Source organism: Paenibacillus sp. GP183 (assembly GCF_900104695.1).
Taxonomy (GTDB): domain Bacteria; phylum Bacillota; class Bacilli; order Paenibacillales; family NBRC-103111; genus Paenibacillus_AI.
In genome coordinates, this window is sequence record NZ_FNSW01000001.1 from 1,610,989 (window position 1) to 1,628,586 (window position 17,598).

The 17,598-nt window shown below is 43.9% G+C and carries 15 protein-coding genes; 1 reads left to right on the forward strand and 14 read right to left on the reverse strand.

From position 1 onward, the window contains the following. Positions 1-42: 42 nt before the first annotated feature. The 11 genes from BLV33_RS08085 to BLV33_RS08135 all read right to left on the reverse strand — a co-directional run bounded on the left by BLV33_RS08085 (position 43) and on the right by BLV33_RS08135 (position 14,586). Positions 43-1,485, reverse strand: a complete 1,443-nt coding sequence (locus BLV33_RS08085; RefSeq protein ID WP_253186999.1) for a phosphodiester glycosidase family protein — start codon at positions 1,483-1,485, stop codon at positions 43-45. A gap of 293 nt (positions 1,486-1,778) precedes the next feature. Then, the gene (locus BLV33_RS08090; protein ID WP_090789939.1) at positions 1,779-2,654 is read right to left on the reverse strand and encodes a carbohydrate ABC transporter permease; all 876 of its coding nucleotides are present in this window, start codon (positions 2,652-2,654) and stop codon (positions 1,779-1,781) included. Continuing rightward, a complete protein-coding gene (locus BLV33_RS08095) occupies positions 2,651-3,556 on the reverse strand; it encodes a carbohydrate ABC transporter permease (protein WP_090789942.1) in 906 nt (301 codons plus the stop codon). The genes BLV33_RS08090 and BLV33_RS08095 overlap by 4 nt, the downstream gene beginning before the upstream one ends. An 82-nt stretch (positions 3,557-3,638) precedes the next feature. Further along, positions 3,639-5,081, reverse strand: coding sequence for an ABC transporter substrate-binding protein (locus BLV33_RS08100; RefSeq protein WP_090789944.1), 1,443 nt, complete (start codon positions 5,079-5,081; stop codon positions 3,639-3,641). Positions 5,082-5,190: 109 nt separating this feature from the next. Further along, complete coding sequence (locus BLV33_RS08105; protein ID WP_090789947.1) at positions 5,191-6,471, reverse strand: response regulator; 1,281 nt, start codon at positions 6,469-6,471, stop codon at positions 5,191-5,193. Positions 6,472-6,494: 23 nt separating this feature from the next. Then, complete coding sequence (locus BLV33_RS08110) at positions 6,495-8,267, reverse strand: sensor histidine kinase (RefSeq protein ID WP_139305705.1); 1,773 nt, start codon at positions 8,265-8,267, stop codon at positions 6,495-6,497. Positions 8,268-8,288: 21 nt separating this feature from the next. Next, positions 8,289-9,467 (reverse strand): response regulator, encoded by a 1,179-nt coding sequence (locus tag BLV33_RS08115; protein ID WP_090789951.1) that lies wholly within the window; start codon positions 9,465-9,467, stop codon positions 8,289-8,291. A 3-nt stretch (positions 9,468-9,470) separates the two neighbouring features. Further along, positions 9,471-11,264, reverse strand: coding sequence for a sensor histidine kinase (locus BLV33_RS08120; protein ID WP_253187000.1), 1,794 nt, complete (start codon positions 11,262-11,264; stop codon positions 9,471-9,473). 73 nt (positions 11,265-11,337) lie between these two features. Further along, entirely contained in the window at positions 11,338-12,219 is an 882-nt protein-coding gene (locus BLV33_RS08125; RefSeq protein ID WP_090789953.1) for a carbohydrate ABC transporter permease, read from the reverse strand. Between the two features lie 20 nt (positions 12,220-12,239). Further along, on the reverse strand, positions 12,240-13,130 hold the full coding sequence (locus BLV33_RS08130) for a carbohydrate ABC transporter permease (RefSeq protein WP_090789955.1): 891 nt from the start codon (positions 13,128-13,130) through the stop codon (positions 12,240-12,242). Positions 13,131-13,236: 106 nt separating this feature from the next. Next, positions 13,237-14,586, reverse strand: coding sequence for an extracellular solute-binding protein (locus BLV33_RS08135; protein ID WP_090789957.1), 1,350 nt, complete (start codon positions 14,584-14,586; stop codon positions 13,237-13,239). Between the two features lie 175 nt (positions 14,587-14,761). On the opposite strand from BLV33_RS08135, the gene BLV33_RS08140 reads away from it, so the two are divergent. Then, on the forward strand, positions 14,762-15,856 hold the full coding sequence (locus BLV33_RS08140; protein ID WP_090789959.1) for a threonine aldolase family protein: 1,095 nt from the start codon (positions 14,762-14,764) through the stop codon (positions 15,854-15,856). A 33-nt stretch (positions 15,857-15,889) separates the two neighbouring features. Here the strand turns inward: BLV33_RS08140 and BLV33_RS08145 are convergent, their stop codons facing one another. The 3 genes from BLV33_RS08145 to BLV33_RS08155 form a co-directional block, all read right to left on the reverse strand. Further along, positions 15,890-16,447, reverse strand: coding sequence for a non-oxidative hydroxyarylic acid decarboxylases subunit B (locus BLV33_RS08145; RefSeq protein WP_090789961.1), 558 nt, complete (start codon positions 16,445-16,447; stop codon positions 15,890-15,892). 11 nt (positions 16,448-16,458) lie between these two features. After that, a complete protein-coding gene (locus BLV33_RS08150; protein ID WP_090789963.1) occupies positions 16,459-16,764 on the reverse strand; it encodes an MFS transporter in 306 nt (101 codons plus the stop codon). Positions 16,765-16,940: 176 nt separating this feature from the next. Then, positions 16,941-17,564, reverse strand: a complete 624-nt coding sequence (locus tag BLV33_RS08155; RefSeq protein ID WP_090789965.1) for an SGNH/GDSL hydrolase family protein — start codon at positions 17,562-17,564, stop codon at positions 16,941-16,943. Positions 17,565-17,598: the final 34 nt, after the last annotated feature.

Sequence of the window (17,598 nt, forward strand, 5' to 3'; positions counted from 1 at the left end):
CATAATACGTGATTAACTGTTATTAACTGAGCCCACCGCACATTATGGCTTCGCAGTCGCTGAGCTTGTCTTCCCATCGGTTAGCGCACCGCTTGCAGGACTTGCACTTGAGCTTTGGCTTAGATTTGGAGTTGGGCTTGGCTTAGCAGATGGAGCATCGCTTGTCGGTGTAGAACTCGGCCTAACGGTTGGCTTCGGATCGGAACTCGACTTGGCGGGCGATGTATCCGGTTTGGTTGTCGGCGAGCTCTTCGGTGTCGCTCCGGGAATCTTGCTTGGATCATTGCTCACCTGCGGACTATGGCTCGGAGTCGGCTTCGGTGATGGAGTGCTGGAGTTAAGCAGCCCTTTGGCACGAAGATCAGCTTGTTCCTTTTGAAAGCCAGGATTGTCATAGGCGCCGCCTGCGTCAATCTTCGTTAAACCTGCCCACATATTATCCGGTTTATAGCTGCCAGGATCAGCGAAAACCAGGAATCCGTCGGGCAATCGACGTTCACCGTAACGGCTGGCAGGTTTGGTCTGCAGCTTGCCGTCTGAGACTAACTCCGAAGATGCTCCTCCATCCAGAAAGCCTGCATTCATGCAGCCCTCTGCCAGGAAGATATCCTGGACTTCCTTCAAAGTGGCTCCCATACTGTAACCTGGCTGGCGTCCATCAATGACGAGAAAGATGACTGTTCCATTCTTCGTCTGGCATAGAGCTGTCCTTGGGTCGCGTCCCGCCCCGCCGTCACCGCTGGTGATAAGCCCCTTGCCGTCTTCAATAATTCGTGGTTTCCAGTAGGCAGCATCGGTTACACCATCTTGTATAAGTTCATTTATGGAATATAGACCAAGCTTGAGAATGCCATCCTTGGTAAATCCCACAACGTGCTGTTTGACACTGCCGTCATATTCAGTAATGATGACCTTGCCGCCTGACATAAGAAAGCCGATGGGAGCAAATCCATTGCCCAAGCCTTGCGGATCATCAAACGCGCCGCCGTTCACACCTGCGATCGCTCCCGTCCTATTGACCATGTCGGTGATCTTCTCGCCCTCTTGCTTATGGCTGGTCGTCACGAGGCGTATCGTCCTTGGATCATAGACGTACATTTTTTTCCCTCGCCAGGTCGGTGTACTGTGAGCTTCATCCTGAATGTCTACCACTTTGACTAATTCACTAGCCGTACGTTTACGGGTATCCGGCTTGATTAAGCCGTCAGTTTGCTTTTTTAGCCCCCATGCATCGATTTGCGCCTGCATTTGGTTCACCATCTCATCGCGCTTCGCTGCACCTACCAAGAGCCAAGCCCAATCGCGGTGCTGCGTATTAATGACTGTCTCTGCGAGGCTTGTCCGAAAATTACTGCCCCAAGGTGTTAAAAATAAAATATTAGAGCCTATAAAACAAAGTGCAGCTAGAGTCATCAGCGTCTTTTTCAACGGACCCCAGCCTGCTTTTATTCCGCTTTTGCGTAGTATATCTGGTTGCGTATTCATAATTAACTCCTTCTCATCTTTTCCCCTTACAGGATTTGACGCAGCTAACATTCATTAAGTTTAATTTAGGCATGTCGTGCGGCTCTGAAGATCCCCACACACGGCAAAAAGCAACAGTTTTAACTTTTCCACATACATGCTATCACTGCGCTTTTAAAGTCACTACCTATTCTACGGACAAAATGAAGAGTTTACAAGCGTACCGGAAGAGAGTTTATGAACCTTTATATGGTAGAGTTAACAAAACGGGAGCCTCCCAAAGGAGGCTCCCGTTCCCGTTTACAATTTTCATCTTATCCCTTTACAGCCCCAACGCTTAGTCCACCGATAATGTATTTTTGAAAGAATAAAAAGACAAGAAGCGGCGGAATCAGTGTCATGGTAAGAATAGCAAAACGAATATTCCAATTAATCGTTGAGCCTGCATAAATAATTTTCGAATAGATCGCGGCGGCCAGAGGCAGCATGTCTTCCTGCATCACTAAACTGGACCAGTAAAAGTCATTCCATGTTGTAGAAAATCCAAGCAAAGCAAGAGTGATCAATATAGGGGTTGATAAAGGTACAGCGATTGACCAAAAACTTTTCAGATCTGATGCGCCATCCATTTTTGCCGCCTCAAGCAGCTCCTTATGAATACTGTCGAAAAAGTTTTTTAACAATAACAAAAAGAATGCATTTGCTCCGGCAGGCAGCCAAAAAGCCCAATAGCTATTCAGGAGTCCCAAGCTTTTGAGGTTTAAAAAATTGGGTATCAGATACGTGTTAGCAGGAATTAACAGGGTAGAAAGAAAGTAAAGGGTTATCCATTTTTTCATTGGTACTTGCAGGTGGGCCAAGCTGAATGCGGCCATTCCAAGGAAGGTTAAAGAAATGATGGTGTTTCCCAGATAAATGAATACGGTATTTTTGAAATATAAGAATATATTCAGATAAGTAAAGGATTCATGGTAATTTTTCCATAACCACACCTTTGGAAAGAACGGCGCCGGGAAAGCAAAAAATTCTTTCGTCGATTTTAATGAATTCAGGAAGGTGTTCACAAACGGATACAGCATGGAAATTGAAATGAGTATAATGCACAGTACCATTAGGGTATAAATGACCTTGACCCCGAATTTTCTGAAATCATAACGAGACATGATGGCGCGGTCTTCAGTTGACTTCATGCTTCTTCACCTCCGCGTCTGATTCTAATGGTGAGAATGGAGAAGATCACCAATACGACAAACATGATAGTGCCCATAGCACTGGCTTTACCGAAGTTAAAGAATACAAATGCTTCTCTGGTGGTTAAAAGCAAATAAGTCAATGTCGCATTATCCGGTCCCCCGCCAAACATCAGCAATTGGGACTGAAAGCTTTGGGAAGTGGCGATTAATTGCAGCACAAGCAGCAATAATATTAAATTTTTTATGCCGGGCAGCGTAACATAGCGAATACGATTCCAAACACTGGCCCCATCTATTTCAGCAGCTTCATACAAATCCTTGGGAATCGTGGAAAGACCGGCGATATAAATTAAGGTTGTGCTCCCAAAATTTTGCCAGGTCTCCAAAATAATAAGGGAAAACATCGCATTAGCCTTGCTATAAAAGTCAATGCCCGCTATTCCCAAAGTATTTAAAAAAGAATTAATCGGACCCACAGCATCATAAAACCATTGCCACATTCCATAAAGTACAATCGCCGGAATTATGCTTGGCAGGTAACCTACAATCCGTGCCGGTCCTTTAAACCATTTCAATTCGGAAACGGCAATGGCCATTGCAATAGGAACCCAAAACCCAAGCAATAGCGCTAATCCCATAAATAACAGTGTATTTTTTATGGCTGTATAAAAGTCAGGGTTACTTAACACTTCGATATAGTTTTGTAAACCGACAAATGTATTACCGCTGACAAAATCTACCGAATAAAAACTATAGGCAATACCTTTATATATGGGTATCCATAAAAATATTAAAAAGATGACTATTTCAGGAATCAAAAATAGCAAACCCCAAAAATACCACCGTATTTTTCTGCGAGATGCCGATTTCGTGATTGGAGTTGTCAGCTGCAAATCCATAAATTTTACACTCCCCGTATTATCTTTAAAAAAGGGCCTAATACTGTTGCCAGCATAGACCCCATTTCCCTTCCTTCAAGCTTTATTCAACTTTAACTTTGTCGAAAGAACCCTTTTGGACTTTAGCCGCTGAATCATCCAGTATTTGCTTCAAATCCAGCGCACCTTTGCTCGTAAATACCTTTTGAATCGCGTTTGACATTTCCAGATAATAGGCTTGAGTCTCATAAGTTGCTTCCGGTTTGGATTCAAGCAACTTGTTTAATTCAGGAGAATACTTATACACATTATCATGCTTTTCCAACAAGGCATTATATTTTTTTCCATAATCCGAGTTGTCATTCCAATAGTTGATCAGTTGGGGAACATAGACTTGATTTTTGGCTTTTTGAGCTTTAATTTGGGTGTCAATCGAATCCAGATAGGCATCCGTAAAATATTCATCCACTACAAAATTGAATGCCGCTTGCTGCTGCTCTTTGGTTGCCAATCCATTGATAACCTTGTAATTTCCGCCAGCCACACCGATATGTTTGCCGCCTTTAGTCATCGATGGAATTGGATATAAGAGTACATCATCTTTACTAAGTCCGCCTTGGTTGATGGCTCCATCAAGAGCATTACCGCTTCCGCACATAACCATTGCGCCGCGGCCTTGGTTGAATAGCGTCAGTGCATCGCCGTAACCAAGCGCCCAGTTTTGTGGAATCACATTTGCGTCCTTCAAATCCTTATAAAATTGCAGCGCCTTAAGTCCGGCATCCGAATTAAAGGCTGCTGTTACTTTTCCGCCTGCTACGGTTTCAATTTCTCCGCCCGCCGAATATAAGAAGTTCGTCCAGTTCCAACCTGCCTCGGTTCCTTTACCCATCGGGATAAATCCGGCTATTCCTTTGCCTGGATCGTTGACTGCCTTCGCAGCCTTTATCAGATCATCCCAAGTCCAATCAAGCGGCGGCAATGCGACCCCTTTATCTGCAAACAGTTTTTTGTTAATGGTGATCGTCATTCCATAAGCATCAATAGGAATTCCGTATGTTTTTCCTTCTATAATAAATGGTTTTAGCGCAAACTCATTCAGATCTTTGGTATATTTCCATTTGGACAAATTATCGGTTAGATCCAAGATCCATTTCTTTCCTGACAACAGCTTACCTTCCGTTGCCCAAGTGGTAAATTCGGTTTGCGCACTATTGGAAGCCATCTTGATGGCAACCTCCGTATTTTCGTACTTCCAATATTTTGGAGTGATCGTCACATTGGGATTCTTGGCTGTAAATCTTTTGATTTTCGCATCTAGGGTTGCATTTTCTTCTGTTTTATCAGCCGGATATGCGTAAGCAGTGATACTCACCGGTGCTGCCGGTACTGGTGTTGCTGGTGCAGGTGTTGCACTTGCAGCATTACTTGCCGGCTTAGGTGTATCCGTAGCTGTGGTTGCCGTCTTACTTGGAGTTCCTCCACAGGCTGACAGCACAAGGATCAGTGCAAGAAAACTAAGAACCAAACTCTTATTCATTCTCATTTTATTTCCCCTCTCGATAACGTTTACATGCACTTATATTATAAAACCCCCTTAAGTTCCATGACGATGTGCGATATTATGATAAAGCAGTGTTTAATTATGGTACCTGTTAATGTTTGAACTCGGAGGGGTTGACGCCAAAATACTTTTTAAAAATTTTGCTGAAATGCTCCGGTGATTCATACCCAATCTCATCTGAAATCTCATATCTGCGTTTTTCAGTGGTTAAAAGCAGCCGCTTTGCTTCTTCCATTCTTAGCTTGGTCACATAATCCCAAAGATTAATGCCCACGATCTTTTTAAATAAATAGCTCAAATAATTAGGGCTCAAAAATACAGATTCAGCGATATCTTGCAGTTTCAAGCCTTTTTGACGAAAGTTTTTCTCTATGTACTGAATAGTGCTTTGAATAAAGCTGTTATTCTCCTCCGGTTTGCCAAAATCCTCAATGTAGAACACATGATGATCCTTATGTATTTCACTCCAATGAATCGCTTCATTCGCTTCTTTATTTATTTCCACCCAGTTCCGAATGCCTTCTTTAATTCGGCTGATCCCGATCACACTTTTCATATTGATATAGGTAAGCAGATTATTGTGCAGCAATTGGGCGATCATCGTTTGCTGATTGAGCCGAGTTGTCATATCCATCTCCTCTTGTGAAAATTGGAGCACGACTGAAATGGTATGACTCCCGCTGTAGAAAGCAATACTTTCCCATTTGTTTAACGTTTCCTCAATGACATTTAATGACGCATATTTCAATAAATTCCGATCACGAAAAGAACTGATTTCAAGCTCCAATAAACCGGCTTTTGTTAAATCGAGCTTAATTACTAACATACAATAGTAGGGTCCGTCTAACCGATAGCCCAAATAGCTGAATACTTCCTCAATTTCAGATTCACTAATCCCTTCCGAAACCAATTCGTTCAAGATATAGTTTCGACTGGAAGCCATATCTTCAAAAGAGAATTTATGATTAAACATAGTGTCCGTAATGGAACGTAATTGCACTTCTCTTTCCATCAACAGAGCATGTGACACTCGAATTAACTCTGCGGGACTAATCGGTTTCACGATGTATTCCTTGACCCCAAACCTCAACGCTTTCTGAGCATATTCAAATTCACCATGGGCTGACAAAACAACTATAGGAATCGTAGGCTTCTCCACAAAAATAGTTTCAATGAGTTCAATACCATTCATCAGGTCCATTTGAATATCGGTTATCACAAAATCGATTCTTTCCAAGCGAATATAATCAAGTGCTTCAAATCCGTTATGCGCTATGAATATTTCTGAGACAGCCAGATGGGAGTTGGTTAGGACGGTAGCCACGCCGTCACAAATCATAGGTTCGTCATCCACGACTAAAATGTTATACACTCTGCAGCCTCCCTTCTAAAAATTTAACTTTCTCCTGTTATGGCAGGTATCAGGATAATAGCCCTGGTTCCACCCTCCGGTCTGATCTCATAATGTAAGCCGAAGGTATCGCCAAAATGTAGCTTGATTCTTTTATTAACATTCATGATGCCAAAGCCTGTATTAGGAATAACTCCATCCAAAATATCGTTTAACCTGCTTAAATCCGTTAATTTATAGCCATTATCTTCAATCATGATCCTAAGCATACCCTCATAGGTTTTAAGGGATATCCATAATTGTCCATCTTGTTCCATATTCCGAATCCCATGGATAATCGCGTTTTCCACCAGAGGCTGCAGAACCACTTTGGGGATCAAAAAGGGCTTAACCTCCTCTTCTACATCCCAATTAATCTGGAAAGAGTAACGGTATCTTTTTAACTGCAGCCTTAAGTAGGCTTCTACATGGTTAAGCTCTTCAGAAATTTGGATCAATGTTTTACCGCGGCTTAGGCCGATTCGCATCAACATTGAAAGATCATGGATCATTTCGGCTGATTCCGAATCTCCTTCCTTGGTAGTCCGCCAATAAATCGATTCAAGGGTGTTATAAAGTAGATGAGGGTTGATTTGTGAATGGAGGATGGTTAATTCGGCTTCCTTATGTTTTAATTCCAGATCATATTTATCATGAATGGATTGATTTAACCGTTTGGTCATATCAATAAATGAATTGTTTAATAATCCGATTTCATCCTTTCGATTGATCTGATAGTCGCTCATTAAGGGTTTTCCGGGTTCAAAAGATCGAGTTAATCGGGCTAGTCGGGACAAAGGATTTAGAATATATCTGAAAAAGTAAATGCTCGTAATGATTAAAACAAAAAAGTAAGCCATCATCAAATAGTTAACCAATTGCCGCATGGCCACATGCTCGCCGATAATCGAATTAACAGGAATTTGGAAAAGCAATTTGGTATCGCTGTCTGAACTCGAATGAAAGACGTATAACCAGGAATGTCCCTCTTCTTGCGCCGTATAGACGCCCGATAAAGAATTTGAAATAGCTGCTGGAAGCTTAAAAGAGGACCCAATTTCGAAGCCTGCCGTATTCGCCATTATGACATTTTCGTTATTTAAAAGGAGAATCCTTCCGTCTTTTGGAATTTTGAGAGGCTCCAGATCTTTTTGCAGCAAATAATCCAACCCGGTCATCACGGCAACTCCAACGGGCATATTATCGCCTATCGTGTTATTCATTCGTCTTATGTAAGCAGTTGTTTTCAGATGTTCCGGATTATTTCCCCATTGGTCGATAATCTTGATGATACCGCTGCCTCTTGCGCTTACCGCATCTTGAAACCAACTCTGCGATGCGATTTGGGCAGAGTAAAAAACCCCTTTTTGCAGGATTTCCGGAGGGGGTGCGAATGGATAGGAATCGGTAAGCTCAGGGATAAAGATCGAGAAGTTAATAGGATTTTTGGAGTAGTTCGAGAGCAGCGAATCCAAGACCAAATATTTTTGCAATCTCTCGTATTCGGATAAAGAAGACACATCAAACATTCTTTGAGTTTCCGGGGTAATCATTAATTTCTCTGTAATCCCGTCGATAGAGGTGATATCCCGATCCAACGTTAAATGACTTGTTTTGACCAATTGAAACAACGTATTCCCCATTTGATCTTCAGTGATCGAAGCAACCTTGACCGAAACAATCCAATATACAAGCAATATGGGGATAACAACCAGAAATACAAAAAAAACGATTAATTTTTGAATCAAATTCATTTTTGAGGGCAATATCAAATTCAATCGATCATTCGCCTCCACCAATTAAAAAGATGAGTTCACGCTTTGCTCCTGGCGATATTCAGATGGTGTAGTGCCATACTTCTTGCGAAAGACTTGCGAGAAATGACGCAAATCATGGTAGCCGATCCTCTCGGTGATGTCGATGAGCTTCAACTTTGGATTGAGCAGCAGCTGCTTGGCCTGCTCCAGCCGCAGATGGATGACGTACTCCTTGAAGCCTTGGCCTGTCTTCTGCTTAAATAATTGACTGAAGTAGGCCGGGTTCAAATAAACAATGGAGGCTACCTTCTCTAAGGATAAATCCGCATGATAGTGCGTACGTATATATTGCAGCGCTACTTCAATGGAACGATCGCTGCCGTTAGCGTAATACTCGTATATTTGCGTGGCAGACGCTTGACGCATGCGCTGAACCTCAGCAGGCACAGCCTGGAACTGCTCAATCCGCTCGGTGCTCATAATCTGGAACGGCACTCGTAAATATTTGATCAGATGCCCTCGCAATTCTTCAATGAGCGACTGCAATCGGGTGCCATCAGGCAGTGTAACCAGGCCCAGCAGACTTTTGCTGTCGTATAAGGTTACGAAGCCCTTGCCATGTTTCTCGATCAGCTCGAGGAGTACGTTCTCAATGATGAAATTGTCGAGCTGCACGACTTTGTCGCTCTCCATTTTGACCATGATGAGGAAGAAATGGGGATGTTTATCCATGAAGGGCTTCATATCGATCCGCCCTGTGTCAAGCCCCATCGCCCAGCGCTGGAAAACGGCTTCCTGCAAATATTTGCGATTGCTCTTCAGCTGCAGCATTTCCTCCGTATGCTCGGTTTCCCGAACGACCTCCTCGCCAAGCTTCTCCACCATTTCGTTCAATGCATCCTTGCCAAAAGGCTTGAGCAAATAATCCTTTGCCCCTAATCGAATGGCCTCTTGTGCATATGCAAACTCGGAATAGGCTGAGATCACTACCCATTTCACTAACGGGTGACGGTGGCGAGAGATGTCCATAAGCTGGAGGCCGGTCATGCCCGGCATCAAGATATCTGTAAACACAATGTTCATGGGTTGGGTGCGCAGCAGCGCCATCGCTTGCTCGGCATTCGCCGCCAAGTGAATACGGTATTGCGGAAAGCTGCTCAGCAGCGTGCGCTCAATCCCCTTTCGAATAGCGCTTTCATCATCAACGATAAGAATGTGCATAAACTAACTACCTTTCCGAGGAAGCGGAATGGCGATAACGACCTTGGTTCCTTCCCCCTGTGTACTATGAATGCTGAGTCCGTAGGAATCGCCAAACATTAAGGCAATTCGACGGTGAACATTGGTCAGTCCAATACCTCGCGAGAGTTTTCTATAACTCGCAGGACTATGAATGGAAGCGGTGTCTTCCCGAAGCATCTCTCTGAGCCGGTTCAGAACACTCTCTTCCATGCCGATTCCGTTATCTTCGATAACAATCCACAGCTCCTGCTCATTGACCTTGGTTGACACTCGGAGGGTACCTTTATGACTGAGCGGCTCCAATCCATATTTTACCGCATTCTCGATGATCGGTTGAATCGTCATCTTCGGCAGCGGCACATCCAGCCACTCAGGATAGACGCTCACCTCGGCGCTGACCCGGCCTTGTAAGCGATTCTCAATAATCGTCATATAATGGCTCATTTGATCCAGTTCCTGCCGCAGGGTGGTCTTGGAAGCTTCCTCCCAGTCGCTGCTGTAGCGAAACATATGCGATAAGGCCAGAATGACCCGACCCAGCCTGTCATTCTCTCTCTCATCCAGCATCCAATAAATCATATCGAGCGTGTTATATAGAAAATGAGGATTAACCTGCGACTGAAGCGCCTGCAGTTCGGCATTCTTCTCACTGATGGAGGCAAGTGTGATCCGCTCAATCAGCTCATCCATCCGTTTGACCATGCGATTGAACGATGACACCAACGAGTTAATTTCTTCAAATGAATTGACGGTTACCGATCCTTTGAAATTCCCCATCTCCACCTGCTTCATCTCGCGGATCAGCAGCTTTAGCGGCGAGGAAATATTGCGGGAAATCAGTACCGCGAGAGCAGTCGACAAGATGACAAGCACCACGATGACGACATACAAATACTCTCTGGACTTTACCACTTCAGCGTTGATATCCTCTTTTGGCGTCAGTCCGATAATCGTCCAGTCGGACATCTTGGCCTTGGCGGCAACAACGAGTTGATTGGCTTGATTGTCTACGATAATCTGGGCGGTCTGCGGACGCGGAAGCCCGTTTAAAGCCGGCGGTTTCACCTGCTCCGATGCCGAAGAAACAATCAGTCGATCCTCCCGATCCACGATGTAGACACGACTGTTAGGGCTTATGGTCACATTGGACAGCGCGGCAAGTATGGGCGCTGGGTTCGTTTCAATGAGCATCACACCGATCATTCGGTGGTCGGTCAAATCATACAATTTGCGCCCAAAAACAAAGAGCTGCTCATCCTGGAATCGATTGATTACAGAACCATGGAATAACCCCAGCCACACCATCTCTCCGGAAGAATTGAGGAGCTTCTGATACCAGTCTGATGACGTAAAATTCGCATCGATGACACCGGCGAATCTGCGCTCGTAGTTATAATTCTTTCCAGTATTCGTGATGACATGAATGCCGACAATATCATCGCGCGAATAATAAATTGCGCCCATAATGTTCGTAATTGTGCGCTCGTTAATCACACTGACAGCCGGGTCCTTGTTGGCCTCGCGATCTTCAATGAGGCGCAGCATCTCATAGTTGCTATTGAGTGACTTGGTAACGCTGTCATATCCCTGGAGCAACAAATCGAACAAACCAACCGTTTGCGAAATATTTTTCTCCGCCAGAACACTAATTTTACTGTGAATGATTTCGGTTGTCTTCTGATAATAGAGCACACTGACAATGAGCAGGAGAACCAACATGCAGGAGATAAATAGCAGAAACAGCCGATTGCGTATGGAATGCAGGCCGCGTGTCAATCCAGTCGATCCCCTTTCTTTATGCCCTGCTTCCCATTTTAACACAGAGAACAAAAAAAAGGGGAGTGGTGAATTATCCCTTCACCGCTCCCGCGACCATGCCCTTCGTAATTTTGTCCGCTAACAAGAAGTATATGAGAATAACCGGCAGTGCTCCGAGTACGAGGAATGCCCCAATGGCTCCATAATTGACCGAATATTGACTGACAAAGCTGTTCACGCCAAAGGGAAGCGTCTTTAACCGTTCAGACGAGATGAATGTGGCTGCCAAAATGTACTCATTCCATATACTAATGAAGGTTAGAATCGATACGGTCATCATCGGAGGAATTGAAATCGGCAGGATGATGCTTCGGAAAATACGCTGCACACTCGCTCCATCCATCACGGCGGATTCTTCAATTTCGCTTGGAATGGACTTCATAAATCCGCTGAGAATGAATACGGCAATCGGTGTCTGAAACGCCACATACGGCAGGATCAGCGAGAGATGCGTATTGAGGATGTGCATGTTTTTGAAAATGATCATGAGCGGCAATAAGGTTGCCTGCAGCGGGATCATCATTCCGATCAGAAAGAGAACCATCACAATCTGGCCGTATTTCCATCGGAAGCGGCTGATGGCGAATGAGGCCATCGAGCTTAACAGCAGCACGGAAGCCATGGACACTGAGGTGACAAACAAGCTGTTTTTCAAATATTGAAAATAATGGCCAGCTTTTATCGCGTCGCTGAAATTTTTCCATTGAAGCACGGCCGGCAGCGCGAAAAATCTGCCTGATAATATTTCTTCATTGGTTTTGAAGGAATAAATGAACAGCCAGAGGAGCGGATAAACTTGAGTTACGACCAGAATAGAAAGAAAGATGACCACGATCACCTTGACCGCGGAGGGGCGTTTCCTTCTGACTATTGCTGCAGGCATTGCAGGAGCTGCACTCAGCGTTGAATTCATGTTGATGGAACTCCCCTCTTTTAGGAATATTTTCTCTCTAATAGATTAAACAACTTATTGATAATGACAGTTACGATTAGGCACAAGCCCACTAAAAACGCCCCGATTGCGCTTCCGTATCCATATTTCAGGGAAAGGAAGGAGGAGTTGTACATGTGCGTCGAGATCACATCTGTCGCATGCGCAGGTCCACCGGCTGTCATCACCATGACCATGTCAAACGCTTGAAGCGAGCCGATAAAAGCCAGGACTATCGATATTTTGAAAATCGGAATATTCATAGGGAAGGTAATATGCCAGTCAGCTTTGATTCCTTCAGCTCCGTCAATCCGGGCAGCTTCATAAATATCAGAAGGAATGTTCCTGATGCCGGTAAACTGGATCAGCGTATGATAACCCAGGTACTGCCACAGCGCTACAAAGTAAAGCGAGTACATCGCAATTTTCGGTTCAGTCAACCACGACCTCGTCCAGCTATGCAAGTTCAAGAGGTCAAGAACTTGATTCAGCATGCCCCCCATCGCGGCGGGATTATAAATCGTTTTCCATAATTGGCCGATAATGACGACGGATAAAATAACAGGCAGAAAATAACTCGAAACGAGAAAGTTCGGCTTCTTGATAAACCTGTTAAGCAGAATCGCTACGAATAAAGCAATTGGAATCTCCGCCATGGAGAACACTGCAAACATTAACGTTCTGCGAACAGAAGGCCAGAATACGGGGTCTGCGAACAGGAGTGTATAAAAATTTTGCAAGCCAACGAATTTGGACGTGCCAATCCCGTTCCAATCCAGGAGCCCGCTATAAAGCGAAACGAGAATCGGGACAAACACGAGTCCCGCATAGAGCACCAGGCACGGAAGTACAAACATTGCTATCGTCCATTTTGAGACTCTTAACACATTCACTTTACTCGCCTCCCTTATTGGAATATGCCAATCGGAACTTACCTTTTACACCTGGATGGCGTCAAAGATAAATTCCGAATCGGCTGTTACTTCATCTTATTTCATCTTATTTTTTGTTTGTATCGTATGCGGTTTGATGCTCTTTGGCGATCTCTGCAGGATCCTTCTTCTGTACGAACAGGTTTTGGATGCTGGTCAGATGGCCTTGTGCTGTTCCCGGGTTCATCGTGTTGTCGAACGCCAAGTCTCCGCCTTTTACTTGCTTGAACAAGCCGAGTACTTCCATCGCCATATCGGAATAACCTGCAGCTTTAAAGTCTCCATCCACCTTCTGAGCCACACCTACCGCTCCTTTTACGGCAAAAGCTTCTTTCGGATAATTCAGCATAAAGTAGTTCAGGAAATCTTTAGTTTCTTTCAAATGCTTGCTGTTTGCAGAAATTGCAAATGCGCTTCCCGGTGCCAGCATGAACTCGTCAGGGTTACCTTTGCCTTTGACCGTCGGGAATTTGAATACGCCAACCTTGCCATTCACCGAGGATGTTTCAATACCGCCTGTTGCCCAGGAGCCCATGAAGTACATGGCAGCTTTGCCGGTTTTGAACAAGTTCTCGCCAGCATTATAATCAAAAGAGGTTGCTCCTTCCTGGAACGCTCCTGCTTGAATCAAATCCTGGAAGCTGGAAACAGCATCTGTAAAGGCAGGGTCATTGAACGTCTTTTTGCCGTCAACTACATCTTTCAGGAAGCCAGGTCCGCCGTTTGTACGAAGCAGCACGTTCATGAACAAGAAGGAACCGGTCCATGAATCCTTTTCACCGATGGCCATAGGTTGAATCCCTTTGGCTTTAAGTGTTTTTACAGCAGCGACCATTTCTTCGAAGGTTTTTGGAACTTGTACGCCAGCTTGCTGGAACAAATCTTTATTGTAATAAACGACAGCGATGTTATTGCCGTCAGGCAGTGCATACAGATTATTGTTGAACGTATACCAGTCAAGAATTCCGCTCTGGAAGGTATCTTTCAAACCGTTCTGAGCCACCATGTCATTCAAAGGTGCAAAAAGGCCTGCATCCACGAAAGGCTTCATTTGCGCAGCTGGATTAACAATCGTGATATCCGGAACCTCTTTGGAGGCCGCTTGCGTTTTCAGCTTCAGTTTTTGTTGATCCGTGTTCAGGGAGTCGAGCTCGATTTTGATACCCGGATTTTTTGTTTGATAGTCATTCACGATTTTCTTCAGCATGCCATTCTTTGGATCTGTTGGATCAGGATAAATATTTTGGAATGTAATCGTAATGTTGTCTACCTTTTTCTCAGGCGCTGTAGTACCTGCACTTGTAGTTGCCGTTGCCGTGCTACCACCATTGCTCTTAGTAGCTGAACCACATGCAGTCAAGCTAAGTGCCAGCGTACCTGCCATAACAAGCTTTAATGCGTTTGACTTTGTTGCCATTTTGAATCCCCCTTGATCTTTGATGTGTTTATTATCATCCATTATAGGCATCGCTTACAATGCGGGAAATTATAGGTTTGTAGTTTGGTTTTTATAGGTTCTTTTCTTGAACTTTACCTGTTATACTTCTTTTATATAAAAATTAGGTTATCAACTGAAAGGAGTATCATCCATTATGAACGGAAATAATCCATTGTTAGAAGCATTTAATCAAACTACCTATCAATTAGGTGGCCATGGTAAAAGAAATACGAAAGTGCTGAAAGAGGCATTCCAGCATATCGATGAGAATGTGGACAGTGATAATTATGGTGCAGGCAAGGTCATTGAAGACTTTCAAGATCAAATGGCGGCGTATTTAGGAAAAGAAAAGGCCGTTTTTTTTCCAAGTGGAACCATGGCACAGCAAATTGCCCTAAGAATATGGTGTGATAAAAAGGGACTAAAAAAAGTAGCCTATCACCCTTTATGTCATTTAGAGATTAAAGAACAAGACGGGTTAAAAGAACTGCATCATATCGAATCTATCTTGTTAGCGGATCATAGCAGGACCATTCAGCTTGAGGATGTTCTGAACATGAAGGAGGATGTCGCTTGTATTTTGCTTGAATTGCCACAGCGCGAGATCGGTGGAACGCTGCCTGATTACCAGGATCTAGAAGCTATCTCCGTATACTGCCGCGAAAAAGGGATCAAGCTTCATATGGATGGGGCTAGACTTTATGAAACGCTGCCCTACTATCAAAAGTCGGCTGCTGAGATTTGCAAGCTTTTTGATAGTGTTTATGTTTCATTATACAAAGGAATTGGCGGGATTGCAGGCGCTATTCTTGCAGGCGATGAAGCTTTTTCGAACGAATCCAAGGTATGGAAAACGCGCCATGGCGGAAATTTAATTAGCCTTTATCCGTATATTCTCAGCGCGGATTATTATTTCAAACAAAGGTTGCACAAAATGGAGCAGTATTATGAAGAAGCAAAGGAGCTTGCGGGTTTTTATAATCAGTGCCATGCCGTTGCAACAAAACCTTTGGTGCCTGTTTCCAACATGTTTCATGTACATGTTGATATTCCGAAAGAAAAGCTTGAATCTATTTTAATAGCCATTTATAAAGAAACGGGTATAGGCTTAACCACCTATGTCAAAGAAACCAGCGCGACAACCTGTTATTATGAAGTTAGTATCGGTGATCGTTACTCGAACATACCGAAAGACGAGATCAGGAAAGTATTTCAATTGCTTGATGAGAGAACCGGAGCGGAGATTTAGTTTACTTTCCACTACAGGGTTACGCAAACTTTTTCAACTTTTCCAGCGTTTCGTTAAGTCATTTTCGATCTCAAACTGGTCTAAAATTCTCGCTACCGTATGATTGATAATATCATCAATCGTTTGGGGATGATTGTAAAAAGCAGGCATAGGGGGGAGCATGACTGCTCCCATCCTTGACAGCTTCAGCATGTTTTCGAGATGGATATCGTTTAGCGGCGTCTCTCTTGGTACAATCACTAACTTCCGTCGCTCTTTCAATATAACATCCGCAGCTCTCGCCACTAAGTTGTCAGTGATGCCGCAAGCGATACTCGCTAATGTCTTCATACTGCAAGGAGCAATAATCATACCATTTACCTGAAAGGAGCCGCTTGAGATGGAAGCGCCCAAGTCATTGGAAGAGTGAACGTGACTGGCCATTGATTTGACTTCGTCTACCGAATAGCTGGTTTCAATCTTTATCGTCGCTTCAGCCCATTTACTCAGGATTAAGTGGGTCTCAACGTCGTGTTCCTTCAAAGCTTGTAAAGTTCTAATCCCATAAACGGCTCCCGTTGCTCCGGATATGGCTATAATTATTTTCCGCATAACTTTGGCACCTACTTCAATTTTTTAAAAGCCCACATATGTACCTTATCTTTTCCGCCTGAAATACACCCATTGAACTTTTGCCAAAAAACGGACTGTTCATTTTTTCTTATGTCCTTGATTTCCGTATAAACATCCATATTGGCCACTACAAATTCTTCAACGAACAAGTCGGGTTGGTCCGTTCCTTCATAAATGGTGATGTGTTCAGCTCCAAAATGATGAAGTTGATCTTTCAACTCATGAATCAGGTTTAGATACGTTTCTCTTTGTTCTTTATCCACCTTATATTCAGAAAGAATGGTTATCGTATCCAAATTGCCTTCCTCCTAGCATTCCATAACTAGTGATTTGTAAGCATATTATATACTGTTTCTTTCTGAATCACATCAGCATAGTTGTAATTATCTCGCCAGAATAATAAAGGTCAATCGAATTGTTTATCGACTGACCTTGTTTATTCCAATATTTGATCAATGTATTGAATAAATGCTCAAGCCTTTACAGCATCGAGCCAAGCCTTGGCTATTAAAGCATGACCGGCAGGAGAAGGATGAACTCCATCAGGTGCCCAAAATGCTGGAGGAGCCTCAGTACTTGCTTGCGCAAAAAGACCGTCGAGCGGCACGTATAACGTATTGAACTCCCTGGCGAGCTCTCTGACAGCGGTGATTTTAAGATCCAGGTCCTCTCTCCATTTCTTGCGATCCTCAGGGAATGGGAGCACAAACGGCTCGATCAAAATCAGCTTGGCGTCCAGCTTCTCTTTGGTTTGCACGATCAGATCCCGATACCCTTGCGCATAGTCCTCCGCTGAGGTTGGATCATTACTATCATAACGTCTCCAAGTATCATTGATCCCAATATAAATCGAAACCCAAGTGGGGTTAATATCGAGGCAATCCTCCTGCCAGCGCTGCTGCAAATCCTTGACCCGGTGTCCGCTGATCCCCTTATTAATAAACTTCACTTGCTTCTCCGGATACTTGCTGGAAAATAAAGCCGATGCCATCAGAGCGTAGCCCTTCCCCAGATCATCCGTTTCCCGATTTCTTCCGCAATCTGTAATGCTGTCTCCCTGAAAAAGAACTACCGCTTGATCTTCGATTCTGGTCATTTGATATTTGCTCCTCTCGGTTATAAGCTTAATC

Coding starts and splice junctions, on each gene's coding strand:
- BLV33_RS08085 (WP_253186999.1), bottom strand. CDS start 1,485: ATGAATACGCAACCAGATATACTACGCAAAAGCGGAATAAAAGCAGGC.
- BLV33_RS08090 (WP_090789939.1), bottom strand. CDS start 2,654: ATGAAGTCAACTGAAGACCGCGCCATCATGTCTCGTTATGATTTCAGA.
- BLV33_RS08095 (WP_090789942.1), bottom strand. CDS start 3,556: ATGGATTTGCAGCTGACAACTCCAATCACGAAATCGGCATCTCGCAGA.
- BLV33_RS08100 (WP_090789944.1), bottom strand. CDS start 5,081: ATGAGAATGAATAAGAGTTTGGTTCTTAGTTTTCTTGCACTGATCCTT.
- BLV33_RS08115 (WP_090789951.1), bottom strand. CDS start 9,467: ATGCACATTCTTATCGTTGATGATGAAAGCGCTATTCGAAAGGGGATT.
- BLV33_RS08125 (WP_090789953.1), bottom strand. CDS start 12,219: ATGAATTCAACGCTGAGTGCAGCTCCTGCAATGCCTGCAGCAATAGTC.
- BLV33_RS08135 (WP_090789957.1), bottom strand. CDS start 14,586: ATGGCAACAAAGTCAAACGCATTAAAGCTTGTTATGGCAGGTACGCTG.
- BLV33_RS08140 (WP_090789959.1), top strand. CDS start 14,762: ATGAACGGAAATAATCCATTGTTAGAAGCATTTAATCAAACTACCTAT.
- BLV33_RS08145 (WP_090789961.1), bottom strand. CDS start 16,447: ATGCGGAAAATAATTATAGCCATATCCGGAGCAACGGGAGCCGTTTAT.
- BLV33_RS08155 (WP_090789965.1), bottom strand. CDS start 17,564: ATGACCAGAATCGAAGATCAAGCGGTAGTTCTTTTTCAGGGAGACAGC.